This is a genomic window from Variovorax sp. MHTC-1, from assembly GCF_003984645.1.
In the GTDB taxonomy this organism is placed as follows: Bacteria; Pseudomonadota; Gammaproteobacteria; order Burkholderiales; family Burkholderiaceae_C; genus Variovorax.
Genome location: NZ_RWKI01000006.1, coordinates 364,761 through 391,328 on the forward strand (window position 1 = coordinate 364,761; position 26,568 = coordinate 391,328).

At 67.7% G+C, this 26,568-nt stretch carries 22 protein-coding genes; 11 read left to right on the forward strand and 11 right to left on the reverse strand.

From position 1 onward, the window contains the following. Positions 1-7 precede the first annotated feature (7 nt). Genes EJI01_RS13565 through EJI01_RS13580 form a run of 4 tightly spaced genes read left to right on the forward strand, consistent with a single transcriptional unit; the run spans position 8 to position 9,867 of the window. The gene (locus tag EJI01_RS13565; protein ID WP_126837664.1) at positions 8-715 is read left to right on the forward strand and encodes a mechanosensitive ion channel family protein; all 708 of its coding nucleotides are present in this window, start codon (positions 8-10) and stop codon (positions 713-715) included. Next, positions 712-2,883, forward strand: a complete 2,172-nt coding sequence (gene glgX, locus EJI01_RS13570; RefSeq protein WP_126837665.1) for a glycogen debranching protein GlgX — start codon at positions 712-714, stop codon at positions 2,881-2,883. The genes EJI01_RS13565 and glgX overlap by 4 nt, the downstream gene beginning before the upstream one ends. Then, positions 2,880-4,724, forward strand: a complete 1,845-nt coding sequence (treZ, locus tag EJI01_RS13575; protein ID WP_126837666.1) for a malto-oligosyltrehalose trehalohydrolase — start codon at positions 2,880-2,882, stop codon at positions 4,722-4,724. The genes glgX and treZ overlap by 4 nt, the downstream gene beginning before the upstream one ends. Continuing rightward, positions 4,717-9,867, forward strand: a complete 5,151-nt coding sequence (locus tag EJI01_RS13580) for a malto-oligosyltrehalose synthase (RefSeq protein ID WP_260602442.1) — start codon at positions 4,717-4,719, stop codon at positions 9,865-9,867. The genes treZ and EJI01_RS13580 overlap by 8 nt, the downstream gene beginning before the upstream one ends. Here the strand turns inward: EJI01_RS13580 and EJI01_RS13585 are convergent. The 6 genes from EJI01_RS13585 to EJI01_RS13610 are packed head-to-tail and all read right to left on the reverse strand — an operon-like array spanning position 9,864 to position 13,639. Next, entirely contained in the window at positions 9,864-11,069 is a 1,206-nt protein-coding gene (locus tag EJI01_RS13585; protein ID WP_126837668.1) for an MFS transporter, read from the reverse strand. The genes EJI01_RS13580 and EJI01_RS13585 overlap by 4 nt on opposite strands. A gap of 35 nt (positions 11,070-11,104) precedes the next feature. Then, complete coding sequence (locus EJI01_RS13590) at positions 11,105-11,806, reverse strand: aquaporin (RefSeq protein WP_126837669.1); 702 nt, start codon at positions 11,804-11,806, stop codon at positions 11,105-11,107. Between the two features lie 4 nt (positions 11,807-11,810). Beyond that, entirely contained in the window at positions 11,811-12,305 is a 495-nt protein-coding gene (locus tag EJI01_RS13595) for an arsenate reductase ArsC (RefSeq protein ID WP_126837670.1), read from the reverse strand. Continuing rightward, on the reverse strand, positions 12,302-12,814 hold the full coding sequence (locus EJI01_RS13600; RefSeq protein ID WP_126837671.1) for an arsenate reductase ArsC: 513 nt from the start codon (positions 12,812-12,814) through the stop codon (positions 12,302-12,304). The genes EJI01_RS13595 and EJI01_RS13600 overlap by 4 nt, the downstream gene beginning before the upstream one ends. An 8-nt stretch (positions 12,815-12,822) precedes the next feature. After that, positions 12,823-13,305 carry an ArsI/CadI family heavy metal resistance metalloenzyme gene (locus tag EJI01_RS13605; protein ID WP_126837672.1) on the reverse strand — a complete coding sequence of 161 codons (483 nt, stop codon included), beginning with the start codon at positions 13,303-13,305 and terminating at the stop codon, positions 12,823-12,825. Between the two features lie 10 nt (positions 13,306-13,315). After that, positions 13,316-13,639 carry an ArsR/SmtB family transcription factor gene (locus EJI01_RS13610; RefSeq protein WP_126837673.1) on the reverse strand — a complete coding sequence of 108 codons (324 nt, stop codon included), beginning with the start codon at positions 13,637-13,639 and terminating at the stop codon, positions 13,316-13,318. Positions 13,640-13,668: 29 nt separating this feature from the next. Here EJI01_RS13610 and arsC point away from each other — a divergent pair, with 29 nt between their 5' ends. Together arsC and arsH are read left to right on the forward strand one after the other, a co-directional pair. Then, positions 13,669-14,115: an arsenate reductase (glutaredoxin) gene (arsC, locus tag EJI01_RS13615; RefSeq protein WP_126837674.1), complete on the forward strand. Its 447-nt coding sequence runs from the start codon at positions 13,669-13,671 to the stop codon at positions 14,113-14,115. Next, positions 14,081-14,818: an arsenical resistance protein ArsH gene (arsH, locus tag EJI01_RS13620; RefSeq protein WP_148112364.1), complete on the forward strand. Its 738-nt coding sequence runs from the start codon at positions 14,081-14,083 to the stop codon at positions 14,816-14,818. The genes arsC and arsH overlap by 35 nt, the downstream gene beginning before the upstream one ends. 110 nt (positions 14,819-14,928) lie before the next feature. On the opposite strand, the gene EJI01_RS13625 is transcribed toward arsH, so the two are convergent. Beyond that, a complete protein-coding gene (locus EJI01_RS13625; protein ID WP_126837676.1) occupies positions 14,929-17,196 on the reverse strand; it encodes a PhoX family protein in 2,268 nt (755 codons plus the stop codon). A gap of 222 nt (positions 17,197-17,418) precedes the next feature. Between EJI01_RS13625 and EJI01_RS13630 the strand changes: the two genes are divergently transcribed. Further along, on the forward strand, positions 17,419-19,113 hold the full coding sequence (locus EJI01_RS13630) for a methyl-accepting chemotaxis protein (protein WP_126837677.1): 1,695 nt from the start codon (positions 17,419-17,421) through the stop codon (positions 19,111-19,113). A 3-nt stretch (positions 19,114-19,116) separates the two neighbouring features. On the opposite strand, the gene EJI01_RS13635 is transcribed toward EJI01_RS13630, so the two are convergent. Next, the gene (locus EJI01_RS13635) at positions 19,117-20,061 is read right to left on the reverse strand and encodes a GlxA family transcriptional regulator (protein WP_126837678.1); all 945 of its coding nucleotides are present in this window, start codon (positions 20,059-20,061) and stop codon (positions 19,117-19,119) included. 102 nt (positions 20,062-20,163) lie between these two features. Here EJI01_RS13635 and EJI01_RS13640 point away from each other — a divergent pair, with 102 nt between their 5' ends. Continuing rightward, a complete protein-coding gene (locus tag EJI01_RS13640; RefSeq protein WP_126837679.1) occupies positions 20,164-20,991 on the forward strand; it encodes an SDR family NAD(P)-dependent oxidoreductase in 828 nt (275 codons plus the stop codon). Between the two features lie 13 nt (positions 20,992-21,004). Here EJI01_RS13640 and EJI01_RS13645 read toward each other — a convergent pair whose 3' ends face one another. Beyond that, positions 21,005-21,844 (reverse strand): pirin family protein, encoded by an 840-nt coding sequence (locus EJI01_RS13645; protein ID WP_126837680.1) that lies wholly within the window; start codon positions 21,842-21,844, stop codon positions 21,005-21,007. Continuing rightward, entirely contained in the window at positions 21,841-22,227 is a 387-nt protein-coding gene (locus tag EJI01_RS13650) for a DoxX family protein (RefSeq protein ID WP_126837681.1), read from the reverse strand. The genes EJI01_RS13645 and EJI01_RS13650 overlap by 4 nt, the downstream gene beginning before the upstream one ends. An 87-nt stretch (positions 22,228-22,314) precedes the next feature. On the opposite strand from EJI01_RS13650, the gene EJI01_RS13655 reads away from it, so the two are divergent. Then, complete coding sequence (locus EJI01_RS13655; protein WP_126837682.1) at positions 22,315-23,247, forward strand: LysR family transcriptional regulator; 933 nt, start codon at positions 22,315-22,317, stop codon at positions 23,245-23,247. On the opposite strand, the gene EJI01_RS13660 is transcribed toward EJI01_RS13655, so the two are convergent. Beyond that, entirely contained in the window at positions 23,225-25,330 is a 2,106-nt protein-coding gene (locus tag EJI01_RS13660; RefSeq protein WP_126837683.1) for a hypothetical protein, read from the reverse strand. The genes EJI01_RS13655 and EJI01_RS13660 overlap by 23 nt on opposite strands. Before the next feature lie 191 nt (positions 25,331-25,521). On the opposite strand from EJI01_RS13660, the gene EJI01_RS13665 reads away from it, so the two are divergent. Both EJI01_RS13665 and EJI01_RS13670 read left to right on the forward strand, forming a co-directional pair. Further along, entirely contained in the window at positions 25,522-26,022 is a 501-nt protein-coding gene (locus EJI01_RS13665; RefSeq protein WP_126837684.1) for an H-NS family nucleoid-associated regulatory protein, read from the forward strand. A gap of 70 nt (positions 26,023-26,092) precedes the next feature. Beyond that, entirely contained in the window at positions 26,093-26,446 is a 354-nt protein-coding gene (locus EJI01_RS13670; protein WP_126837685.1) for a hypothetical protein, read from the forward strand. The last annotated feature ends 122 nt before the right edge of the window (positions 26,447-26,568 follow it).

The following is a 26,568-nucleotide window of genomic DNA, read 5'->3' on the forward strand; positions in this document are numbered from 1 at the left end:
ACGCATCATGGAAAGCTTCGGAATCCACCTGGAGCCCCTGCGGGCCATCCTGTTCCAGATCGGCGCGTTCCTGCCGCGTCTTCTGATCGCGCTGGTGGTCGTGCTCGGCGGCTGGCTGCTCGCCAAGCTGGCGCGCTTCACCGTCATCAAGGGCCTGCGCGCGATCAACTTCAACGTGCTCACCGAGCGCGCCGGCCTCGACAACTTCCTGCGCCAGGGCGGCATGCCCGGCGACACCACCAGCCTGTTCGGCGTGCTGGTGTATTGGCTCGTGATCCTCGCCGCGCTGCTGATCGCCTTCAACGGCCTGGGCCTGACCTACATCACCGACCTGCTCGGCCGCGTGGTCTGGTTCGTTCCCAACATCTTCGTGGCACTGCTGGTGCTTGCCTTCGGCTCGTACTTCGCGCGCTTCGTCGGCGACACGGTCACCGCCTACGGCCGCAACATCAAACTGCAGGACGCGGTGTTCCTCGGCAAGCTGGCGCAGTACGCGATCATGGTGTTCGTGGTGCTGATCGCACTCGACCAGATCAAGGTCGGCGGCGATATCGTGCGCGAGAGCTTTCTCGTGATCCTGGCCGGCGTGGTCTTCGCGCTGGCATTGGCCTTCGGCCTCGGCGGCAAGGACTGGGCCGCCGAGCGCATCGAGCAATGGTGGCCGCGCGAGCGCAAGAATCCCGGCGACGGCCCGGACGACAAGCTTCCCAGATGAAGACCAACGATCAGATCACCGCAGTCTGGCCCGGCCGCCCCTACCCGCCCGGCGCCCACTGGGACGGCCAGGGCGTGAACTTCGCGCTCTTCTCCCAGCATGCGCAGAAGGTCGAGCTCTGCCTCTTCGACGAGAAGGGCCGCCACGAGCGGCTGCGCATTGCGATGCGCGAGCGCACCGACGACATCTGGCACTGCTACCTGCCGGAGGCGCGCCCGGGGCTGGCCTACGGCTACCGTGTGCACGGCCCCTACAAGCCCGAGGAGGGGCATCGCTTCAATCCCCACAAGCTGGTGCTCGACCCCTATGCCAAGGACACGATCGGGCAGCTGCGCTGGGGCGACGCGCTGTACGGCTACACCGTGGGGAGCAAGCGCGAGGATCTCTCCTTCGACCGCCGCGACAGCGCGCCGCTGATGCCCAAGGGGCGCGTGCTCGAGCCCGCATTCACCTGGGGCGACGACCGCCGCCCGCATATCTCGTGGCAGGACATGGTGATCTACGAGCTGCACGTGCGCGGCTTCACGATGACCCATCCCGAAGTGCCGCCGCACCTGCGCGGCACCTTTGCGGCGCTCGGTTCCGCACCGGTGGTCGACTACCTGAAGCGCCTGGGCGTGACCACGGTCGAGCTGCTGCCGGTGCACAGCTTCCTGAACGACCACCACCTGGCGGAGAAGGGGCTGCAGAACTACTGGGGCTACAACACCCTGGGCTACTTCGCGCCCGAGATGCGCTATTGCGCCTCGCTCAAGGTCAAGGAGTTCAAGACCATGGTGAAGACGCTGCACTCGGCAGGCATCGAGGTCATCCTCGACGTGGTCTACAACCACAGCTGCGAAGGCAGCCATCTGGGGCCGACGCTGTCCATGCGCGGCGTCGACAACGCCTCCTATTACATCACCAACGCCGACAACCGGCGCTTCTACGACGACTTCACCGGCTGCGGCAACACGGTGAATCTCGAGCATCCGCGCGCGCTGCAGCTGGTGATGGACTCGCTGCGCTACTGGGTCGAGGAGATGCACGTGGACGGCTTCCGCTTCGACCTCGCCGCGGCGCTGGCGCGCGAATCCGGCAAGGTCGAGAACCTCGGCGGCTTCTTCGATGCGATCCGCCAGGACCCCACGCTCAACCGCGTGAAGCTGATCGCCGAACCCTGGGACCTCGGCCACGGTGGCTACCGGGTCGGCAACTTCCCCTACGGCTGGGCCGAGTGGAACGACCGCTTCCGCGACGGCGTGCGCGGCTACTGGAAGGGCGACGACGGCGTGATGGGCGAGCTGGCGCAACGCCTCACGGGCTCGCAGGACCTGTACGGCTGGTCGGGCCGGCGGCCGCACGCCAGCATCAACTTCGTCACCGCGCACGACGGCTTCACCCTGCAGGACCTGGTCTCCTACAACGAGAAGCACAACCAGGCCAACGGCGAGGACAACCGCGACGGCAACAACCACAACCTGTCCTGGAACTGCGGCGTCGAAGGGCCGAGCGACGACCCCGAGATCCTGGCGCTGCGCGAGCGGCAGAAGCGCAACCTCATCGCCACGCTGCTGCTGTCGCAGGGCGTGCCGATGATCCTGGCCGGCGACGAGCGCGGCCACACCCAGAACGGCAACAACAACGTCTACTGCCAGGACAACGAAATGGCCTGGCTGGACTGGAATCCGACGCCGACAGGCGATGCGCTGTTCGCCTTCATGCGGCGCGTGATCGCGCTGCGGCGCGCGCACCCCTCCTTTCGCCGCCGCAATTTCTTCCACGGCAAGCCGCTGGAAGGCAGCTCGGTCAAGGACGTTTGCTGGCTCAAGCCGGACGGCCGCGAAATGACGCCGGAAGACTGGAACGATGCCAATGCGAGATGCTTCGCGATGCTGATCTCGGGCAACGGCATCACCGAGCGGGGACCGCGCGGCGAGGCGCTGCGCGACGACGACTTCCTGCTGCTCTTCAATGCCCACCACGACCAGATCGGGTTCACGCTGCCGGCCGCGGGCCACGGCAATTGGCACTTGCTCATCGACACCGCGACACAGGCATTGCCGCCAGACAAGAGCAGCAGCCCCGAAGAAGAAGCCCCGGCCTGGCCCTCGCCGAGCTACCCGCTGCAAGGGCGGTCCTTCGTGCTGCTGAGCCGCGCATCGCGCGGTGCGGAAGATTCCGAATGAAGCGCGTGCATGCCATGCCTTTCGGCGCCGGCGTGCTGCCTGGCGGCGGCGTGCGTTTCGCGCTGTGGGCGCCGGCCGTCGAACTCGTGATGCTGGAGCACGAGGCCGGCGCCGACGCGCGTGAACATCGCATGCTGCGCGACGCCGAAGGCTGGCACCGTCTCGAGCTGGAGGAGGCGCTGCCCGGCGACAGCTACCGCTTCCGCTTGCCGGACGGCCTGCGCGTGCCGGACCCGGCCTCGCGCTTCAGCCCGGAGGATGTGCACGGTGCCAGCCGCATCGTCGACCCCGCGGCCTATGCATGGCAGCACCATGGCTGGCGGGGCCGCCCCTGGGAAGAAGCCGTGATCTACGAGCTGCACGTCGGCACCTTCACCGCCGAAGGCACTTTCGCAGCCGCGCGGCAACGCCTCCAGGCGCTGGCCGAGCTGGGCATCACCGCGGTCGAGCTGATGCCGCTGGCCGACTTTCCGGGACAGCGCAACTGGGGCTACGACGGCGTGCTGCAGTTCGCGCCCGATGCCGCCTATGGCACGCCCGACGAGCTCAAGGCGCTGGTCGACACCGCGCACGGGCTTGGCCTGATGGTGCTGATCGACGTGGTCTACAACCACTTCGGCCCCGAAGGCAACTACCTGCACGCCTACTGCCCGCAGTTCTTCAACCCCGCGCACCAGACGCCGTGGGGCGCGGCCATCAACTACGACGGCGAGGCTGCGCGCACGGTGCGCGACTTCTTCATCCACAACGCGCTCTACTGGGTCGAGGAGTTCGGCTTCGACGGCCTGAGGATGGACGCGATCCACGCCATACGCGACGACTCCGGCAAGCACATCGTGCGCGAGATCTGCGAGGCGCTGCACGAGGGGCCGGGCCGCGAGCGGCAGCTGCACGTGGTGCTGGAGAACGATGCGAACCAAGCCTCGCTGCTCGAGCGCGATGCCCAAGGCGTTCCGCTCGCGGGCACGGCGCAATGGAACGACGACCTCCATCACGCGGCCCACGTGCTGATCACCGGCGAGGCCGACGGCTACTACACCGACTATGCGGACGCGCCGGTGGCGCGCTTCGGTCGCGCGCTGGCCGAGGGCTTCGTCTATCAGGGGCAGCCATCGGGTTTTCGCGAGGGCGAGCCGCGCGGCGAGCCCTCCACGCACCTGCCGCTGGCCGCCTTCGTGTCCTACCTGCAAACCCACGACCAGGTCGGCAACCGCGCCTTTGGCGAGCGCATCCACATGCTGGGCGATGCGGCGATGCTGCGCGCGGCCACGGCCTGCGTGCTGCTGTCGCCGCATGTGCCGATGCTGTTCATGGGGGAGGAGTTCGCCGCGTCGACGCCGTTCCAGTATTTCTGCGATTTCGGTCCCGAGCTCGCCGCCGCCGTGTCGCGCGGCCGGCGCGAGGAGTTCGGCCGCTTCGCAGCTTTTGCGGACGAGGCGGCGCGCGCGCGCATTCCCGATCCCAATGCCGAGACCAGCTTCACGGTCTCCAAGCTGCGCTGGGAGGAGCGTGACGTACCCCACCACAGCGCCCGCCTCGCCGAAGTGCGCGAACTGCTGGCTTTGCGGCGGCAACGCCTCGTCCCGCTGCTGGCGGGCCAGCGCGGCGCCGGCCGATTTCGCTGCGAAGGCGCGCTGCTGCATGTCGACTGGACGCTCGGATCCGGCGCAGCGCTGCACCTGCTCGCCAACTTCGGGCTCGAGGAGATGGCATGCGCGGCGCCGCCCGGCGACCTGCTCTGGTCCATCGGTGCGGCGCAGACCGAGAATGCCGCGTCGCTGAACCTCGCGCCCGGCGCGGTGCATGCAACGCTGGTGCAGAAAGAGGCCCGCCTTGCCTGAAGCCGCGCGCGGCACGCTGGACGACGACGAAGCGCTGGCCCGCCTGTGTGCGCACTTCGGCATCGCCACTGGGTACGAGGACGTCTGGGGCACGCGCCGTGCGGTGCCGCGCGAAAGCCTGATCGCCCTGCTGGCGGAACTCGACGTTCGCATCGACGCCGCGACGACAGCCGACGACGCGCTCGCCGCGGCCCGCCGCGCCGCATGGACCCAAGCGCTGCCGCCGGTGCACGCGGTGCGCGCGGGGGCACCGGGCTGGCTGCTGCACTTGCGCCTTCCGGCAACGACCGGCCGGCTGCATTGGCAGCTGGACGAAGAAGGCGGCGCGCAGCACCACGGCGAGTTCGACGCCCGGTCGCTGCCGGAGCTCGCGCAGGCCGAGCATGGCGGTGTGCGCTGGTGTGAGCGCGAGCTCTCGTTCGCGCTGCCGCTGCCGGCCGGCTACCACCGCCTTCGCATCGAGGGCCTGGACAGCCCGGTCAGCGAGACGCTGATCGTGAGCGCCCCCGCGAACTGCTGGCGCCCGGCGGCATTGCAGGAAGGCGGCCGCATCTGGGGGCCGGCGGTGCAGCTGTATGCGCTGCGTTCTCCGCGCAACTGGGGCATCGGCGACTTCGGCGATCTCGCGCAGTTGGTCGCGCAGATGGCTGCGCGCGGCGCCGACATCGTCGGCCTCAACCCGCTGCACGCCCTGTTTCCGCACAACCCGGCGCATGCGAGTCCCTACAGCCCCTCCTCGCGGCGGCAGCTCAACGTGCTGTACATCGACGTCGAGGCGGTCGACAGCTTCGCCGATTGCGAAGCAGCCCGGCAGCTGGTGCACTCGATCGAGTTCCAGACCCGGCTGGCGCGCCTGCGCGAGGCGCCGCTGGTCGACTACGCGGGCGTGGCCGCGGCGAAGTTCGAGGTGCTGAAGCTGCTCTACGCGCACTTTCGCGAACAGCATCTGTCGGCCGATGGCAGCGCCGCGCGCGACGACGCGGGCCGCGCCTTCCTGGCCTTCGTGGCCGAAGGCGGCGATGCGTTGTATCGCCACGCGCTGTTCGAGACCTTGCAGGCCCACTTCCACGCAGCAGATCCGGCCGTCTGGGGCTGGCCGGCATGGCCCGAGGCCTTTCGCGATCCCGCCGGCCCCGAGGTCGCCGCCTTCGCGCAGCAGCATGCCGAGCGCGTGCGGTACCACCAGTACCTGCAATGGCTGGCCGATTGCCAGCTCGCGCGCGCCAACGCGTGCTGCAAGACGCTGGGGCTGGGCGTCGGGCTGTACCTCGACCTGGCGGTGTCGGTCGACCGCGCGGGCTCCGAGGTCTGGAGCGAACGCGCCTGCTTTGCCGCCGGCGCCAGCGTGGGCGCGCCGCCGGACGAGTTCAATCCCGGCGGCCAGGGCTGGGGCCTGCCGCCCCTCAGGCCGGACTGCCTGCGCGCCGACCGATACCGGCTCTTCATCGACACGCTGCGCGCCAACATGAAGAGCGCCGGCGCGCTGCGCATCGACCACGTGATGGGGCTGATGCGCCTGTTCTGGATAGCGCCCGGGCAAAGCGCCCGCGACGGCGCCTATGTGCACTACCCGCTCGACGAGCTGCTCGCGATCGTCGCGCTGGAGAGCCGGCGCAACCGCTGCATGGTGATCGGCGAAGACCTAGGCACGGTGGCGCCGGAGGTGCGCGAGGCGCTGGCGCGCGTGGACGTGCTGTCCTACCGCGTGCTGTTCTTCGAACGCACGGAGGACGGCGCCTTCAAGCCCGCGGCCGACTATCCGCCCGACGCGCTGGCCGCGATCGGCACCCACGACCTGCCGACCCTGGCCGGATGGTGGAGCGGAGAGGACCTCCGGTTGCGGCTGCAGCTGGGCCTGTTTCCCGAGCTGTCGCTGTTCGAGAAGCAGCTCCTCGACCGCGCGCGGGAACGCGTGGGGCTGCTTCTGCAGCTCGAGCGCCTGGGTCTGCTGTCGGCAGAGGAAGTCGCCGAGGCCACCGGCCGCCCGACGCTGGCGCCGCGCACGGTGGAGGCGGTCCACGCCTTCCTCGCCGCCGCGCCCTCGGCGATCATGATGGTCCAGTTCGAGGACGCGCTCGGCATCACGGACCAGGTCAACCTGCCCGGCACCACCGCGGAGCAGCCGAACTGGCAGCGCAAGCTGCCGCTGGACCTGCAGGCGCTGGCGGCGAGCGACGAAGTCGCCGGCCTGTGCGCCGCCATGGCCGCATCGCGGCCGCGCCGCGCCCCCGGCATCGAGCGCCGCGGCAGCACCCGCACATCGGTGCCGCGCGCCACCTACCGGCTCCAGTTCCACAAGGGCTTCGGCTTCGACGACGCCATCCGGGTCCTGCCCTACCTCGCCCGCCTGGGGGTGAGCCATATCTACTGCTCGCCGATCCAGCGCGCGCGCGCGGGCAGCATGCATGGCTACGACGTCGTCGCGCACGACGAGGTCAACCCGGAGCTCGGCGGGCGCGAAGGCTTCGACCGCTTCGTCGCGGCCTTGCACGAACACGGCATGGGCCAGCTGCTGGACCTGGTACCCAACCACATGGGCGTGATGGGTGCCGACAACGCATGGTGGATGGACGTGCTGGAGAACGGGCCCGCTTCGCTGTTCGCGCAGCATTTCGACATCGACTGGCAGCCGCTCAATCCGGAGCTCGCGGGCAAGGTGCTGCTGCCGGTGCTGGGCGACCACTATGGCGACGTGCTTGCGGGCGGCGATCTGGTGCTGCGCTTCGACGACGAAGCCGGAAGCCTGGCGCTGCACTACTTCGAGCACCGCTTTCCGCTGGCGCCGGAAACCTATCCGCGCGTGCTCGCGGGCCTCGAGACGCAGGTCGACGACGCGGAGCTCGCGGCGCGCCTGGCCAGCACGGTGACCGCCTTCGGCCGGCTGCCGGGCCGCGATGCCGAGGATTCGATCGCCCGCGCCGAGCGCGCCCGCGACAAGGAACTGCTCAAGGCCGACCTGTCCGGTCTTGCCGCCCGCGATCCGGACGCGGCACGCGCGATCGCGGCGCGTGTGGCCGAGCTCAACCTGCCGGGCATGCGCGACGATCTGCATGCGCTGATCGAAGCCCAGGCCTGGCGGCTCGCCTACTGGCGCGTCGCCGCCGACGAGATCAACTACCGCCGCTTCTTCGACATCAATTCGCTCGCCGGCCTGCGCATGGAACGCGACGAGGTGTTCGAGGCCACGCAGTCCTTCGCGCTCGACCTGGCCGCGTCCGGCCGCGTGGAAGGTTTGCGCATCGATCATCCGGACGGCCTCTACGATCCGGCGCGCTACTTCCGCCAGTTGCAGGAAGGCTATGCGCGGCGCGCGGGCCTGCTGCTCGCAGCGCCGGATGCGGCAGGCCGGCCCGCGCGCCCGCTCTACGTGGTGGCGGAGAAGATCGTCGCCGAAGGCGAGGAAGTGCCCGAAGACTGGCATGTGCACGGCACCACCGGCTACCGCTTCGCCAACGTGGCCAACGGCGTGTTCGTCGACACTGCCGCGGCCACGAAGTTCGAGAAGATCTGGCGTAACTTCACCGGCGTCGAGAAGGACTTCGAAGCCCTGGCGCGCGACGGCAAGCGCGACATCATGCAGAGCGCCCTGGCCTCGGAGCTCACCATGCTGGCCACCGAATTGCTGCGCATCGCGCGCGCCGACCGGCGCACGCGCGACTACACCTTCAATGCGCTGCGCCGCGCACTCGGGGAGATCGCGGCCTGCCTGCCGGTGTACCGCACCTACATCATCGAGGCGCCCTCAGCGCAGGACGAGCGCCTGATTGCCTGGGCCCGGCGCGAGGCGGAGCGCGGCAGCCAGGATGCCGATCTCACGATCTTCGACTTCGTGCAGCAGACGCTGCTCGGCCGCGCGGTGCCCGGCGCCGATGCCGAGCTGCAGCAGCGCGCGCTGCGCCTGGCGATCCGTTTCCAGCAGTTCACCTCGCCGGTCACGGCCAAGGGCGTGGAGGACACCGCCTTCTATCGCTACTTTCCCCTCTGCTCGCTCAACGAGGTGGGCGGCGAGCCGGCGCGCTTCGGCCGCACCGTCGCCGAGTTCCACGAGGCCAGCGCCGATCGCGGCCGGCGCTGGCCGCACACGATGCTGGCCACCTCCACGCACGACAACAAGCGCTCCGAGGATGTGCGCTGCCGCATCGACGTGCTGTCCGAGATGCCGGCGGCCTGGCGCCTGGCGCTGCGTCGCTGGCGCGGCTTCACTCGGCCGGTGCGCAGGCGGCTGGAGGCCCGTGGCGCACCGGCCGGCGCGCCAACGGCGGCGGACGAGTACCTGCTCTACCAGACGCTGCTAGGCACCCTGCCGCCCGGCGGGCTGGACGACGCGGCGCGCGAGCCCTACGCCGAACGCATCGTGCGCTACATGCAGAAGGCGGCGCGCGAATCCAAGCTCAACACCCGCTGGACCTATCCCAACGAAGGCTACGAGCATGCACTCGAAGGCTTCGCGCGCGCGCTGCTCAAGCCCGGCAAGGACAACCCACTTCTCGACGAACTGGGCGTCCTGGCGGCCAGGCTCGCATGGTTCGGCGCATTGAACAGCCTCTCGCTCGCGCTGCTGAAGTACGGCTCGCCCGGCGTGCCAGACCTGTACCAGGGCAACGAGCTGATGGACCTGAGCCTGGTCGATCCGGACAACCGCCGGCCGGTGGATTTTCGCCTTCGCGAGCAGCTGCTCGACGAGCTCGATGCGCTGGCCAAGGGGCCCGATGTCGCAGCGCGCGTGAACGCGCTCGCGCGCGCACCCCATGACGGCCGGGCCAAGCTCTGGCTCATCTGGCGCCTGCTGTCGCTTCGACGCGCGCAGCCCGTGCTGTTCCGCGAAGGAAGCTACGAACGCCTGGCCGCCGGCGGCGCGAAGGCCGAGCACGTGGTCGCCTTCGCACGCCGGCACGAGGAGCATCGCCTGGTGGTGATCGCGGGCCGGCTGTTCACCGGCCTGGTCGGCGCCGAGGGCGAGCTGCCGCTCGGCGACGTCTGGCAGGACACGAGCGTGCGGATGCCGGAGGCGGCCGACGGCGCCGCCTTCGAGAACCTGCTGACCGGCGAGACGCTCGTGGTGCAGGGCGGAGTCATCCGCCTCTCGGCCGCGCTGGGCAGCTTCCCCGGCGCAGCGCTGTGGCAGCGTCCCGAGAGGGCTTAGGGCGTGCCGGTCGGCTGCGCAGTTGTGCGCTTGGCAAGGCCGTTCGGCACCGCGATGCACATCAACGCGCCCAGCGCTGTCACGCCCAGCAGGGCGGAAATCCACAGAGATTGCACGCCCCACCGGTCCAGGCCCAAGCCGAAGAGAAAGGGCGCGCCCGCCTGCACCAGGCGCGCGGGCACCATGAGCAGCCCCTGCCGCCGGCCGTAGCCCTGCGATCCGAACAACAGCAGCGGCAAGGTGCCGATCGCGATCGTGAGGATGCCGTTGCCCGCGCCATGCAGCACCGCGAAGGCGGCCGCAGCCGGCGCGCCCACGAGTCCGATCGCCACTGCGCCGAGCGGATGCGCCATGGCAGCCAGGCGCGCCGACAGCAGCGGATGAAAGCGCTGCAGCACCGTGAACTCCAGCACCCGCCCCGCCACCTGCGCCGGCCCGACCAGTGCCGCGAAGGACACGGCCAGGGCGAAGCCCACGCCGGTTGCCTGCAGCACGCGCGGCAGGTGCGCGGCCATCGCAGTGCTGATGAACCAGGTGACGGCGAACACGTAGGCCATCAGCCAAGCGGCGCGCCGCGCGTCGGCGCCGGCAAGCAGCGGCGCCGTCTCGGGCTGCGCCGACGCAGCCGCATCCGCCGCGCCTGCGTGCGGAAGCCGGGGCAGGCAGGCATTGAGCGGCAAGCCGATCAGCAGGTGCAGCCCGGCCCAGGCCATGCAGGCGCCGCGCCAGCCGAAGTGCGATTCGAGCGCCGCCGACACGGGCCAGCCGACCGTGCTCGCGAAGCCGGCGAACAAGGTGATGCCGGTGATGGCGCTGCGCGCCTGCTGGCCGTGCAGGCGCACCACGGTGGCGAAGGCGGCCTCGTAGAGTCCGCTGCCCATCGCGACGCCAATGAGGGCCCAGGCCAGGAACAACGCAGGCGTGCCGTTGGCCCATCCCAGCGCAGCCAGGCCGGCCGCGAACACGAGGTTGCTCGCGATCAGAACCGGCCGGCCGCCGAAGCGGTCGATCGCCCGGCCGGCATAGGGCCCGAGCGCGGCCGAGACGATGAGCGCCACCGAGAAGGCCGCGAAGACCGTCGACGGTGCAATGCCCAGATCGCGCGCCATCGGCACCGCGAGCATGGCCGGCAGATAGTAGGAGGAGGCCCAGGCCAGCGTCTGCGCCGTGCCCAGGGCCGCCACTGTCGCGAATCGGCTCATTCGGTGAATCTAACCCCAGGGCCTGTCGACAGGCCTTAGTCCTGCTGCTGGCCCGAGGATTCGATCACATTGGGATGGCCCGCAGGATGCAGGCGCGGCTCGAAGGCATTGTGGACGGCCAGGCCGATGAGCGCTCCGATCAGCTCCGCAAGCATGAAGCCCGGCGCGCTCGATGGCGCGATGCCGGCAAAGGTGTCGCTGAACATGCGGCCGAACACCGCTGCCGGATTGGCGAACGAGGTCGATGCGGTGAACCAATAGGCCGCGCCGATGTAGGCCGCGACCATGACCGGCGCACGGCCTGCCGGGGCGCGCAGGATGACCAGCAGCAGGCCGGCCGTGGCCACGGCTTCGGCGATCCATTGCCCCGTCCCGGTGCGCAGCTTGGCCGAGAACTGCACGATGCTCAGGTCGAACATCGCGTGAGCCAGCCAGGCGCCGAGCATAGCGCCGACGAGTTGCGCTGCCGCGTAGGGCACCAGGCTCGAGGCGGGCAGCTCGCGGCGCATGGCCATCACTGCGCTGACGGCCGGATTGAAGTGCGCGCCGCTGATCGGGCCGAAGACCTCGATCAGGATGTACAGGCCGCCCACGGTGGCCAGGGCATTGGCCAGCAAGGCCACCGCGGTGTTTCCGCCGGACAGGCGCTCGGCCATGATGCCGGAGCCGATCACGACGGCGAGCAGCAGCGCCGTCCCCAGCATCTCGGCCAGCAGCTTGCGAGGAAGATCCGCCATGCCTTCAGCTCTGCGAGATCGCGGTGAGCGCCTGCTGCAGGTCTGCGTTGCTCATGGATTCCAGCGGCAGGGCCAGCAGCTGGGTCATGCGATAGGCGATGGCCTGCCGCGTGAGCTCGAAAGCCACGCGCTTGCCCTCCTCGCCGCCAGGCGCATTCGAGGGATCGGCGTAGCCCCAATGCACCTTGACCGGACTGCCGGGCCAATAGGGGCAAGTCTCCTGCGCCGCGCTGTCGCACACGGTGATGACGATGCGCATCACCGGCTTGTCGTCGCCGACGAATTCGTCCCAGCTCTTGCTGCGGTAGGACGACACATCCACGCCGGCCTGGGTCAGCGCTTCCAGCGCGAAGGGATTGAGCCGACCGCTGGGCGCGCTGCCGGCGCTGAAGGCGCGCACGTCCTTGCCGGCCTTCGCGGCCAGGTGGTTCAGCATGCCTTCGGCGAGCACGCTGCGCGCGGAGTTGTGCGTGCAGAGGATCAGCACATTGGTAGTCATACAGCGGCGGTCTTTCCGGTCTTGCCGATCTCGCGCAGTTCGTGCTGGAGCGACAGCGCATCGAGCCGCGCCAGCGGCAGCGCGAGCATCAGCTCGATGCGCCGCTTGAGCGTGAGCGCCGCATCGTGGAAGTGGCGCATGCGCTCCTCGTCCGAGCCCTCGGCCGCAGCCGGATCGGGCACGCCCCAATGGGCGCTCATCGGCTGGCCCGGCCATACCGGGCACACCTCGCCGGCAGCGTTGTCGCAGACGGTGAGCACGAAGTCGAGCCGCGGCGAGTCGGGCTGGGCGAACTCGTCCCAGCTCTTGCTGCGGTAGCCCTCGGTGGGCAGGTGCAGCCATGTGAGCGCCTGCAGCGCCAGCGGGTTCACCTTGCCGGTGGGATGGCTGCCGGCAGAGAAAGCCTTGAAGCGGCCATGGCCCGCATGGTTCATGAGCGCTTCGGCCATGATGGAACGTGCCGAGTTGCCCGTGCAGATGAAGAGCACGTTGTAGGTTTTTTCAGTCATGGAAGACCTCAGCAGCAGGAAGACGCGGCCTTCACGGGCACGGCAATCGGTTTGCCTCGGGAAGACGCGCCGGCGCAGCAGGCGCTTGCCGATGCGTCCGAGCTGACCGGCCGGGATTCGCCATAGACCTGCGCGCTTTCGAGCGTGCGGTAGTGCTCCCACGCGACGCCCTGCGGGTCGGTGACCCAGTGCTTCTCGCTGCGCGAATAGCAGCACAAGGCTTCACCTTCGTCGACGAGCGCCTGGTCCGCCGCTTGGGCGCGCGTTTTCAGCTCGGCCAACTCGGCTTCGTCATCGGCCTGGATGCCGAGGTGATCTACGCCCTTGCCGTCACCTCGCGTGGAGATCGCGAAATTGACGCGCGGATCGTCGAGCATCCATTTCGCATAGTCCTGCTCGACGCGAGCGGGCTCGGCGGCAAACAGCTTGGAGTAGAAGCCGATGCTCTTCGCGAGGTCATCGACGTGCAGGTGAACATGGAAACGCTTCATGAGATCTCCTTCAGCATGAACAAGCGGGGGCGGATTCGACAGCACAGGCTTGACCCTGGCAGCAGTTTTCGGTCAGGTAGCCAATCAGCGCATCCATCCGGTCGAAGGTGGCGCGATAGATGAGGTGGCGCCCGTCGCGTTCCTGGGACACCAAGCCGGAGTGCACAAGCTCCTTGAGATGAAACGACAAGCTCGTCGCCGGCACGTTCAGGCTTTCGACCAGCGAACCGGGGGTCAAGCCGCCGGGCCCGGCGACGACGAGCGCGCGAAAAACCTGCAAGCGAACCGGCTGCGCCAAGGCAGCCAAAGACCGAACGACATCGTTTTCTTCCATGATTCAATAATATTTGCATAATCGCAGGCATGCAATCCCCAAAACCGGAAATCACCATCTTTCACAACCCCGCTTGCGGCACCTCGCGCAACACGCTGGCGCTGATCCGCAACAGCGGCGAGGAGCCCCGCGTCATCGAATACCTCCAGACGCCGCCGAGCCGCGAGACCCTGATCGGCCTGGTCGCGGCCATGGGGATCACGCCGCGCGAGCTGCTGCGCCGCAAGGGCACGCCCTACGACGAGCTCGGCCTCGACGACCCCAAATGGACGGATGAGCAGCTGATCGACCTGATGCTGAAGCACCCGATCCTGATCAATCGCCCGATCGTGGTGACGCCCTTGGGCACCAGGCTGTGCAGGCCGTCCGAGCTGGTGCTGGACATCCTTGCGTCGCCCCAGCGCGGCGCGTTCTCGAAAGAAGATGGTGAAGCTGTCGTTGATGCGGAGGGTCGACGTGTCCGTCACGATGCCTGACCTCCCCAACGTCGATCCGGCGCTGTTCGATCGTCCAACGCTCGACCACCTCGCGGGCCGTGAGCCTTCTCGGCACGCACCGCGCTTTTTGTTGCTCTACGGCTCGCTCCGAGAGCGGTCCTACAGCCGACTCGTGACCGAAGAGGCTGGTCGGCTGCTGGAGGCTATGGGTGGCGAGGTGCGCATCTTCAACCCGATGGGCCTTCCGCTGCCGGACAGCGCGCCTGACGATCACCCGAAGGTCCGTGAGCTGCGGGAGCTCGCGCAGTGGGCCGAGGGCATGGTCTGGTGTTCGCCAGAGCGGCATGGGTCGATGACCGGAATCATGAAGACGCAGATCGACTGGATCCCTTTGAACGTGGGCGCAGTACGCCCGACGCAAGGTAAAACGCTGGCTGTCATGCAAGTGTCCGGCGGCTCCCAATCCTTCAACGCGGTCAATCAGCTTCGTGTGCTGGGCCGGTGGATGCGCATGCTCACGATTCCGAACCAATCCTCGGTGGCGAAGGCATTTCTCGAGTTCGACGAAGCGGGTCGAATGAAGCCCTCTTCGTACTACGAGCGGGTGGTCGATGTCATGGAAGAGCTCTTCAAGTTCACTCTTCTGACCCGAGACGCAGCTCCGTACCTCGTTGACCGCTATAGCGAACGGAGGGAAAGCGCGGAGCAATTGTCGAAGCGGGTGAACGAGCGATCAGTCTGATGAGATCGTCCCATGATCTCCCGCAGCGCCTGGCCGGACACGGCCGGCCCAAGTAAAAACGCCCGTCAGGTGACGGGCGTTCTTGTCGGCATGCGAACCGGAAAGCTTCGTCAGCTGCCGACGCGGCCGCCGTCGTTCTTGGTGATCACGATGGTGGCTGAGCGAGGACGCGAACCGGCTCCATAGCCGGCATTGCTTGGCCAGCGGCTGGTGTATTTCGTCGGATCAGCCAGGTTGGCTTGACTCGTGGTCTCGCCCGGGTGCTGGATGTTGATGAAGATCGCCTTGCCATCCGGCGTTTCGCACATGCCCGTGATCTCGGAACCGACAGGACCCACCAGAAAACGCTTCAGCGTATCGGCCGTGGGCGCCTTGCCCACCTGCGTCGTGACATCCAGCTTGCTGCTGTCAGCCTTGGTGTAGCTGAGCGTCTTGGCTGCACCGTCGCCGACCTGGCCTGGCAATGCGGCGAGCATCATGCAGTTCGTGACGTCCGTGTACGCGCCGTCATCAGTTTGAATCCAGCAGATGCCTGTGGACGGGCTGAACACCAGGCCATCCGGGCTTGAAAAGTCCTGGTCTGCCGTGAGGCTCGAGATGTTGACCATGGCCTTGTCCGCGCCGGCCTCGGCTCCGAACAGATAGACGTCCCATGTGAAGCTGGTGGCAGCCGCGCCTGCCGCACCCTCACGCATGCGCAGCAGATGACCGTTGGGATTCCCCGACTGCGCGGCAGCGCCCTTCATGTCTGTATAGACGCGCGGGTTTGCGCCGTCGGGTGCGAGTTGCGAAGAACCCGACGGGTCGACACGCCGATTGCTGTTGTTGGTGAGCGTCTGGTAGATCTCGCCATTCGCCGGATTCACCGCACCCCATTCGGGGCGGTCCATCTTGGTCGCGCCGACCGCGTCGGCAGCAAGACGAACGTTCACGCAAACATCGGCCTGGTCGGCGAACGCGTAGCCTGCGAAGCCGGACACCACGGGATTCGTGAACGAGAGTTCGCGCCACTCGCCGGTGCCGTCGGCATTGAACTTCGCAGCGTACAGCTTGCCATCGTTCAGGTACTTGTCGCCGATCGCGAGGCGGTCGGCCGGGTTCGCATCAGCAGCGCTCCACAGCGCCGTCGAGACGAATTTGTAGGTGTACTCGTTGCGGGCGTCGTCGCCCATGTAGACCACCAGCGGCTGGCCGGCAACAGGCGTTCCGAAGGCTGCGCTCTCATGCGCGAAGCGACCGAGGGCAGTCCGCTTCTTGGCCGATTTCGTCTTGTCGAACGGATCGACCTCGACGATGTAGCCCATGCCGTTGAGCTCGTTGCGATAGTCATCGCTGCCGTCCGTAGAGACGCCGATCTTGCTGATGATCCAGCGCGCGTACTGGTCATCCGGGCCTGCGGACTCCCAGCCGTGGCGCGAGGCACCGCCTTGCGCACTGCCGTAGCGCTTCAGTGCCGTCACGGTCTTGTCGTTGCCGCGCGCGGTATCGTCGGTGGCGCTGCGGGTGAAATAGCCGAACCAGTTCTCTTCGCCGGTGAGGAACGTGCCCCAAGGCGTCTTGCCGGTACCGCAGTTGTTCAGCGTCCCGCGTGTCTTCAGCCCGGTGGGCGAGTACTTCGTCACCAACAGCGCGTTGCCGCGCGCCGGGCCTGCGATCTCGATATCGCTCAGGGCCGTCAAGCGGAAATTGAAGGCGGAATCCTGAACGGTGGCCCACTTGTCCGCCGTCTTCTTGACCTCGACGACGGAGATGCCGTGAATTGCGATCTCCTTGTCGACTTCGACGGCCGGGCGGGGCAACGTGGTGGTGCCGCCGTTGGCGTGCAGGAAGAACGAGCTGAGCGTTTGGTCCGTGGTCGCTTCGTGATTGACGGCGAGCAGACCGCGGTCGATCGACGTGAGAGATGCCTTGCCGTTCGCGTCCAGGCCAAACCATTCCATGCCGTCATGGTGATCGCCGGCTCGGTTCTCGAAGCCTGTGTCGGTGCCGTCGTTCCTGTACGCGGGCGTCCCGGCGGTGAGCGGATCGCCGAGCGCATAGAGCACGCTGAACGAGTAGCCTGCCGGAATGACGACGGCATCCGCCAGGCTCTTTGAAACGGCTTCGAAGCCGAGAAGCTTTTCGGGCGCTGGAGCTGGGGCCGGTGCCGGCGCCGGTGCCGGAGGCAACACCGGGAAGCCGTTGCCATTGCCGCCGCCTCCGCAACCGACTACGGCGAGACCGCCCAGCAGCGCGGTGCCGGCGGATCCAACGCCGCCGCGCAAGAGACCACGCCGGCTGAGGCGGGCTGCGAGCACCGCGTCGAAAGTCGGGTTCTTGGAGGTGTTGGAGTCTTCGTCGTTGAAATCGATCTTGGTCAGATCGGGAGGGTTCTTCATGGATCGAGCCTTTGGATTCGTGGAACCGTGGAATCTATTGGCGCTACATGACGCTTCTGTGACCCACGCAGACTCTCGTTCCTTCGAGGCGCTGAACAGCATTTCCCTCCGCAAGATCCTCAACCCGCCGAGAAAGGATTCTTCTCTCAACTTTTGACACCGGCTGCCGATATAGGTCTGTCTTTTCTCTTTTTTTCGACCTTCTCGTCTCCCGGAGCCTCCATGTTTCTGAGCAATATCTCGATCGCCAAGCGATTGGCCATCGTGCTGGGCGTGATCCTCGCCCTATTCCTGACAAGTAGCGTGATCGCTGCATTGAAGCTGCGGCAGCTCGGCGTCGAGATCACCGGCATGGTCCAGGACAACGTCCGGACCGAACGCGCCGGCGCCGACTGGCTGCGCCACACCACCTCGGGCGTGCAGCGGGCCGCCGCCATCGCCAAGAGCAGCGATGCCAGCCTGATCGCCTATTTCGCGCCCGCCACGGCGGCGTCGATCAAGGAAACCAACGAGCTGCAGAAGTTCATCGAAGGGCAGATGGTCCAGCCCGAGGAACGCGAGCTATTCCAGAAGGTGGGCGAACTGCGCAAGGATTACCTCGCCGCACGCGAAGAGGTCAGCAAGCTCAAGCTGGCCGGCGACCTCGAAGGCGCCGGCCGCGTTTTCACTGCGCGCTTCGAACCGACTTCGGTCAGCTACCTAGCGGGCGTGAAGCAGATGGTCGATCTGCAGCGCGCCGGGCTCGATGCCGCAGCGAAGCGCGCGGAGGATCTGCGCGCGCAAACCACGACGCTGCTGATCGCCTGCTCCACGCTGTCGCTGATCTTCGGCACCCTGCTGGCCTGGTTCCTGGCGCGCAGCATCACGCATCCGCTGCGCCGAGCGGAGACCATGGCGCAGTCGATCGCCGACATGGACCTGACCGGTGCGCCGCAGACAAGCTATGCCAACGACGAAACCGGCCGCCTTCTGCGTGCCATCGACCTGATGCGCTCGGCCCTGCAGAAGTCGCTGCAGCAGGTGCAGGGCGTGGTGGTGAACGTCTCGACGGCCAGCACGCAGATCGCTTCGGGCAACCAGGACCTGTCTTCACGCACCGAGGAGCAGGCCAGCTCGCTGGAGCAGACCGCGGCCTCGATGGAAGAGCTGACTTCTACCGTCAAGCAGAACGCCGACAACGCGCGCCAGGCCAATCAATTGGCGCTCTCGGCTTCCGAGGTGGCGGTGAAAGGCGGCGACGTGGTCAGCCAGGTGGTCGACACCATGGCCTCGATCAATGCGTCCTCTAAGAAGATCGTCGACATCATCGGCGTGATCGACGGCATCGCTTTCCAGACCAACATCCTGGCCTTGAACGCAGCGGTGGAAGCCGCGCGTGCCGGCGAGCAGGGCCGGGGCTTCGCGGTCGTGGCGGCCGAAGTGCGCAACCTCGCGCAGCGCTCGGCCGCGGCGGCCAAGGAGATCAAGGGCCTGATCGACGACTCGGTGGGCAAGGTCGATGCCGGCAGTGCACTGGTGGGCGAAGCCGGAAAGACCATGGAAGAGATCGTCGGCAGTGTGAAGCGCGTGACCGACATCATCGGCGAGATCACGGCGGCGAGCCAAGAGCAGACGCAGGGCATCGAGCAGATCAACCAGGCGATCACGCAGATGGACCAGGTGACGCAGCAGAACGCGGCATTGGTCGAAGAAGCGGCGGCTGCGGCGCAGTCGCTGCAGGAGCAGGCCGGCAGCCTGTCGCAGGCCGTCAGCGTATTCAAGCTCGACGGGCGACCGATGATCCGGCCCGTGGTACCGCTCGCACGAAAGACGGCAGCGCAACTGGCCCGCGCCCGGCAAGCCATCGCAGCGCCGCAGCGCAAGCAGCTCGCAGCAGCGGCTGCGCCCACCGGCGATGGAGACTGGGAAACGTTCTAAGGCTTATGCCTGGGCCGCCTGCAGCCGCGCCGCCCGCTTGAGCGCCTGCGGCGGCTGCCCGAAGGCGCGATGGAATGCGCGGCGCATGCGCTCCGGATCGGCGAAGCCCGCCTTCTCCGCGACCCGGTCGATCGAATGCCCATCCTCGATCAGGGCGCGGGCCGTTTCCACGCGCAGCTTCTCGATCGCGCGGGCCGGCGACTGGCCGGTCTCGGCGAGGAAGGCGCGGCTGAACTGCCGCGGGCTCAGATGGGCCACCTCCGCCAGCTGCTCGACCGACAGCGTGAGATGCAGGTTCTTCTTGGCGTAGTTCAATGCGTCGTGGATGCGTTCCGACCTCGGCTCGAGTTCGAGGAAGGCGGAGAACTGCGACTGCCCGCCGGTGCGGTGCGAGTGGACGACGAGCTTGCGCGCCACCGCGCGTGAGACCTCGGTACCCAGGTCGCCTTCGACCAGCGCCAGCGAGAGATCGATGCAGGCCGTCATGCCGGCCGATGTCCACACCGTGCCATCGGCGATGTAGATGCAGTCCTCCTCCACCTTCACGCGCGGAAAGCTTCGCTGCAGCTCCCGCGCATAGTGCCAGTGCGTGGTGGCGCGCCGGCCGTCGAGCAGGCCGGCCTCGGCGAGCACGAAGGCGCCGGTGCAGATGCTGCCGATGCGTCGCGACTTCTCCGATGTGTCGCGCAGGAAGGCCAGCAGCCCCGGCGACGAAGGCCCGATGTCCATGGTGCCGGCGACCAGCAGCGTGTCGAACTTCGCACCGCCGAAGGACCGCGTCTCGACCTGCACGCCGGACGAGCTCTTCACCGGCCCGCCGTCTTCCGAGACCACCTCCAAGGCATACGCAGGCCTCGGCACCGCCGCATTGGCGAGCTCGAAGACCGAGACCGCCACCATGTCCAGGATCTGGAAGCCGGGAAAAACCAGCAGGCCGATGCGCTTCATCACATTGTCCTAAAACGAGGGAAACATGACTTTTAAGTCATCAGTCTGCGGCCTAATGTTCGTCTTGTCAATCCACCGCTTCGAACCTGAAGGACATACATCATGAGCAAGCAGCAACCTCAAGGCACCGCGCTGATCACCGGCGCGTCATCCGGCATCGGCGCGGTCTACGCCGACAGGCTCGCGCGGCGCGGCCACGACCTCATCCTCGTGGCGCGCAATCGCGCGCGGCTCGAGGCCCTCGCCGACAGGCTGGGGCGAGAGACCGGGCGCCGCGTCGAAATCATCGTCGCCGACCTGGGCGCGGCAGCAGACCAGCGGCGCGTCGAAGAACGCCTGCGCGCCGATCCCTCGATCACCACGCTGGTCAACAACGCCGGCACCGGCGCCACCGCCTCGCTGATCGACTCCGACCCGGACGCGCTGGAGACGATGATCCAGTTGAACGTGATCGCCCTCACCCGCCTGACGCGCGCCGCTGCGCCGGCCTTCGTCGCGCGCGGCCGCGGCACGGTGATCAACATCGCATCGATCGTCGCGCTGTCGCCGGAGCTGCTCAATGGCAGCTACAGCGGGACCAAGGCCTATGTGCTCAACCTCAGCCAGTCCCTGCACCACGAGCTGAAAGACAAGGGCGTGCAGGTCCAGGCCGTGCTGCCCGGCGCGATCCGCACCGAGTTCTGGGACGTGGCGGGCCTGCCGGTGTCGAACCTGCCGCAGGAGATCGTGATGTCGGCGGAGGACCTGGTCGATGCGGCACTGGCCGGGCTCGACGCACGCGAACTGGTGACCATCCCCTCGCTGCCGGACGCCGGCGACTGGCAGCGCTTCGACGCGGCGCGGCGCGAGATGGCGCCGAAGCTCTCGCGCACGCAGCCGGCCGAGCGCTACATCGCGAAGGCGGCGGCTCCCGTCGCCCACGCCGAATAAGGCACGGCGGCGATCAGGCGAGCCGCCCTTCCTCCCGCAGCCGCGCGCCGATGCGGCGGATCTCGGCCTCGCCTCGGTCAAGCGCCGCCTTGCTGGTGTGCACCGAGTAGCGGCCCATCACCAGTTCGTGCGGATGCTTCACGGCCGAGCCCAGAACGAAGGCCGTGTCGCCGTGGGCCACGAAGTCGATGGCCGCGCCGGATTCCTCGAAGATCGCGAGCTCTCCGGCATCTACCGGCCCACCCGCATCGAGCCGGCCTGCGTTGACCGCGACCCAGGCCACGGTGTGGCCGGCGGGCGGCGTGTAGCGCCAGCGCTCGCCGTCCTTCAGACGCACCGCCAGGTAATTTATCGACGCCGGCGCGGGGATGGCGCTTTGCGCCTCGCCGTAACGCCCGAGCAGCACCCGTGCCGGACCGTCTTGCGGCACTTGCGAGGGCGCGAGGTAGAGACTTTGGGCCGGCGCATTTTCTTCCGCTGCAGGCAAGGCCACCCAGAGCTGGAAGCCCAGCACCGGCGAGTCGCTGGCCGGCGCGCCGTCGTGCCACACGCCGTTGCCGGCGCGCATCCACTCGATGCCGCCGGCGGGCAGCACGCCCTTCTTGCCGGTCGTGTCTTCGTAGCCGCCGTCGCCTTCGATCATGAAAGTCAGCGTCGCAATGCCCGAGTGCGGGTGCATGCCGAAGCCCTTGTGGCCGGGCGTGGGCTTGAAGTCGAAGAGGTCGAGAAACACGAAGGGCTTCAGGAACTCGCCCAGGTCGCCCGGGCTCACGAGCCGCGTGATCGGCCCGTGCGTGCTGCCGCGTGTGCGGTGAACGATGGCGCGGGTTTTGATGTCGGTGGCGGCGGTCATGCGATTTCCTTCAGCGCCGAGAGCGAGACGGGCCGCAGCCGCCAGGCCACGAAGGCCGCGAGCGCACCGAGCACCATGGCCGGCGCGGGATTGCCGCCGATCAGCAGCACGTGCGTTGCCGCCGCACAGACCATGGTGGCGGCGAGCAGCAGGCCGCCGAAGAAGCCGCCTGCAGGCACGACCAGCAGCACGGCGCCTACGACCTCGACCGCACCTGTCAGGTAGCGAAACCACTGGCCGAAGCCGATGGCATCGAACACCTGGACCATTTGCGGCACGCCGGCCAACTTGGAGATGCCTGCCGCGCCGAAAGCCAGCGCTAGAAGAATGCGAACACCCCAAACGATGCGGCGCTGCGTGGGGGAAACGGGAGAAAGAGTCATCCACGGAAGATTAGGGCTGCGGCTATTGATCGACTAGACGGCACAATCGGATTGCACTCGTCCATCGACAGAAGGAATTCCAAGGCCATGCTCGACCTGAACGACATCGCCATGTTTGTGCAGGTGGTGCGCCATGGCAGCTTCGCCGAGGCGGGACGGCGGCTGGGCCTGCCGCCCAACACCCTGAGCCGGCGCATCCAGCAGCTCGAGGCGCAGCTCGGCACGCGGCTGATGCAGCGCTCCACCCGCAAGCTCACGCTTACCAGCGCCGGCCGGGCTTTCCACGAGCGCTGCGCGGGCGCGGTCGACGGGCTGGTCGAGGCCGGACAGGCATTGATGACGGGCAGCCAGGAGCCCAGCGGCCTGGTGCGCGTGGCGGCGCCGGCCGATTTCCTCGACTTCTTCCCGATGGAGTGGGTGGCCGAATTTCTGGCTGCGCATCCGCTGGTGCGGCTCGACTTCGCGCTCAGCGACGCCAAGGCCGATCTGATCGCCGAGCAGATCGACGTCGCGTTTCGCGGCGGCCCGCTATCCGACTCCGGCTATGTCGGCCGCCAGCTCCTCGGCGCCCGCAGCGATGGCATGGTGGCCAGCCCCGCCTATATCGCCGCGCGCGGCACGCCCGCAACGCTGCAAGACCTGGCCGACCACGACTGCGTGACCACCGCCCATCCCAGCGGCCGCAGCACCTGGCGGCTGACAGGCCCCGATGGCGGGGAGGAAGAGGTGCAGGTCGCCGGCCGCTTCAGCGGCAACACGGCCCAGGCGCTGCGCAAGGCCACCGTCGCCGGGCTCGGCATCGCGCTGCTGCCGCCCGCCATGGCCACGCCCGATTTGCAGGCCGGCCGGCTCCAGCGGGTGCTGCCGCAATACCAGCGCACGGGCCAGGGCCTGAGCGTGCTGTACCCGAGCCGGCGGCACCTGCCGCTGGCGGTGTCGGCGTTCATCGGCTTGGTGACGGAAAAGCTGAGCGCGGCCGATGCGTTGCCAGAGGTGCTTAGGGCACGTTCGAAGTATTGATCTGGTAGGGCCGGCCCTGCATCTTGAAGCCGCCGCCGAATTCAATGGCAACGCCGCCCGTGGACTTCACCGGGCAACCGCCCGGCGGCTGGCAGGCCCATTGGGCGCCCCGGTCGGCGAACACCACCGGCCCGTAGCGGTAGTTGAGCACCGAACGCCCGCCATAGTCCGCCACGCTGAGCGTCAGGCCGACATTGGCGAAGTTGTCGATGTCCTCGCTCGCGATCGGGTCGACGATGCGGCTGTCCTGCAGCGTTCGCACCACGCGGCCGCTCTTCCCGTCTTCCGAGAACCGGACCCACTGGATCTTGCGGTCGCCGCGCGAGGTCACGATCACCTGGCGATTGAGCGGGTCGTCCCGCATGTCGGCATCGGGTTCGCCCTTCGAATTGGCGAGCGAGGTCGGATTGCGGCCGACGGCCACCTTGCCCTCTGCCGCGATCGCCTGCGGCGAACCCGAGCGCGGCTCGGCGCCCGGCGCATAGCCGCCCAGGCTGAAGATGCGCAGGCTGCCCTCCTGCGTGGCGATCCAGGCGCGGGCATCCTTGGTCCGCGCGATGGTCGTCTTGACGGCCGTGGGCGGTGCGTCGAGCGCGATGGTCTTGACCACCACCGGCCGCGCCTGCGGCTTGAAGCCGAAGCCGTGCGGCCACTGGCGCTCGTCCTGGCCGACCGGGCCGATGCTGCCGACGGCTTCGCTGAAGTAGACGCCGTTGAAGTAGCCGAAGAGCGGCTTCAGATCGATGAAGGCCGCCTTCTGCTCGGACTTGGACACCACCACCGCCACGCCGCCCTTGGCGTAGCGCTGGTAGTTGTCGCCCGAGCGCGTGAACGATCGCCAGTGCCTGCTCAGGGGCGAGTGCGCCTGCCCCATGAAGAGGCCGCCGCCCAGCACCGTGTTGAACGGATGCATGCCGGTGGTGACGGCGATCTCGGTCGGCGCCTTCATGTCGGCCGGCAGGTCGACGTAGCCCAGCACCTTCATGAAGGCGATGTTGCCCATGTTGGGCAAGCCCGGATAGACGCCCTGCCATTCGTTCCACCACTCATAGTACGGGCCCTCGAGCTTGCAGCCGTCGCACAAGCCCGCCAGCGCGACCACCGCGACCTGGCCCTTCAGTTCGGCCGCGTCCCAGACGGTCACGAAGGCGAACTCGCTGTTGCTCGTCATGGCGACGGCAGTCGGCACCTTGTTCGGTGCCAGCTGCGCGGTGGCGAGGTTGTGGGCGGTGTTGCTGCCGGTGGTGGCGAGCAGGCCGTTCTGGAAAGCGATGACGGAGGTCGGGCAATTGCCCGCCGGGCCGCTGCAGCGGCCGGCCGCGACGGGGCGGGCGCTGCCGTCGTTCGGCAGCAGGCCTGCGGCGCGGTATTTCACGACATTCACGCTGTCGAGGCCCCCGCCCCCGTGCTGCCACGGCAGTTGCGGCTTCTGTGCGTAGGTGTTGGTCTCGAAGGCCGATGTCTGCAGATCGCCGACACCGGCGCGCTGGACCGGATCGTCGGCCAGGAACACGACGCTGGACTGGTTGGTCGAGTAGGAAAAATCAACCTCCTTGCGCGGACCGCCGACCTGCCAGGAGGTGAGGCAAGCGCCCTTTTCGTTGCAGCGCGCGAGATGGTCCTGCCGCTCGTACAGGGTGGGAAGCTTCGCGTTGACGGCGCCGTAGTGCGCGGCGTCCGGGCCGTAGCGGTACGCGATGCCCTCCGCCTCGCTCATGGCCGCAGCCATGGCGCGGTAGGCCGCGGGAACGATCTTGCCTGCGCGATCCACCACGTCGGCGACGCCGCTCGCCGCAGGCTTCGACGAAGCCTCCATCGCCCTGGACGCCCTTGCCGGGACGGGACCGATGACGGTGCACGACTTGCGCTCGTACGGTGCCGGGTCGGTGCCGAAGAACTCGTTGGTGCAGCTTGCCGGACCGCGAACGATCTTCTCGACCCAGCGGTCGCCGGCGCCGTAGCGAACCCGCGCCGAAGCGGCGACGACGAAGTTCTCGCCTTCCTGCGCCTGGACCGTTGCGGCGGCAGCGCTCTTGCCAGCGAGAAGCACCAGGAAAGCGATCAGGGCAAGTGCGAATTTCATACCGCCCATTGTCCAGAAGCTCGCCAACCGATCAAGCTCTGCGCTTGAAATCCGGTCAGAGAGAGCTGCAGTCGGAGATTGCCAAGGTCAGGAAATGAGCAGTGGCATTTCTCCGCTTGAGCTCGTCAGTCTTGCGCGAGCTGTCAATGGGACTAAAGTCGAGTCCTTTCAACATTTCGGGATTCAGGTCGATGACTCAAAGCTACAAGCAGATTCAGAAGCAAATCGAAGCACTCCAACGACAGGCTGAGAAGCTGCGCAAGCAGGAGGTGGATGGCGTGGTAGCGCGTATCAGGGTCGCGATCACACACTACGGACTCACTGCAGATCAGTTGGGCCTCGGATCGGCAACCAACAGCCTCAAGGTGAAGAGGAAGTCGAAAGCTGGAAAGGCGACTCCGCAGCGATCGGCGAAGTACAGCGACGGTCAAGGCAATTCCTGGTCAGGCATTGGAAAGCGCCCGTACTGGCTGCGAGATGCATTGAATGCCGGCAGGACACTCGATGAGTTCACTGCAGAAGCCTCGTCGCCGACGCCGAAGAGCGCAAAGCTCAAGACGTCGAAGAAACGGAAGTCGAAGGTTGTCTACCGGGACCAGGCCGGACACACCTGGTCGGGAATGGGCCCGCGACCGCGTTGGCTCAAGGAGGCACTGGAGTCGGGGAAGACACTCGACGAGATGACCGCCTGATACATAGCGTGTCGGACGGCGCGCAAGCGAGCACTCCGGATGGAATCGCATTTGGCGCCAGAATGCGGGCATGAGCCGCCATAACGACGCGCAGGACACTGTCGAATACATCCCTTTCGAGGAATTCCGCAACGGGCTGCCGCATGGCCGCTTTCGCGTCATCGTCAACCCGGCGCTGGCGGTGCCCTTCGTGGCCCATCGCACGCATGCCACGATGCTGGCGATTGCGCTCATCGGCCCGGGCATCGCCGCGACGCTGGCCGGCCACCCGTGGATAGGCGGGCTGCTGGTGGCGACGGGCATCCTGTTGCGCTGGTCCGTGAAGACCCAGGCGCCGCGCATCCTGCTGCACCTGGCCACGCGCGTGTCCTCGGTCTACGAGCAGGCCACCGAGCACGGCGTGATGGAAGTGCGCCGCGCCTGAGGCCACAAGCCGCGCGGTGCCCCGCGCATTGGGTTGCATCCTTGCCTGCGCACTTTGAAGTGACGCCTGCGCCGAAGACTTGATCCTCGCGCTGCCGCCGACCAGCTCCTTCGGAAGGCCGC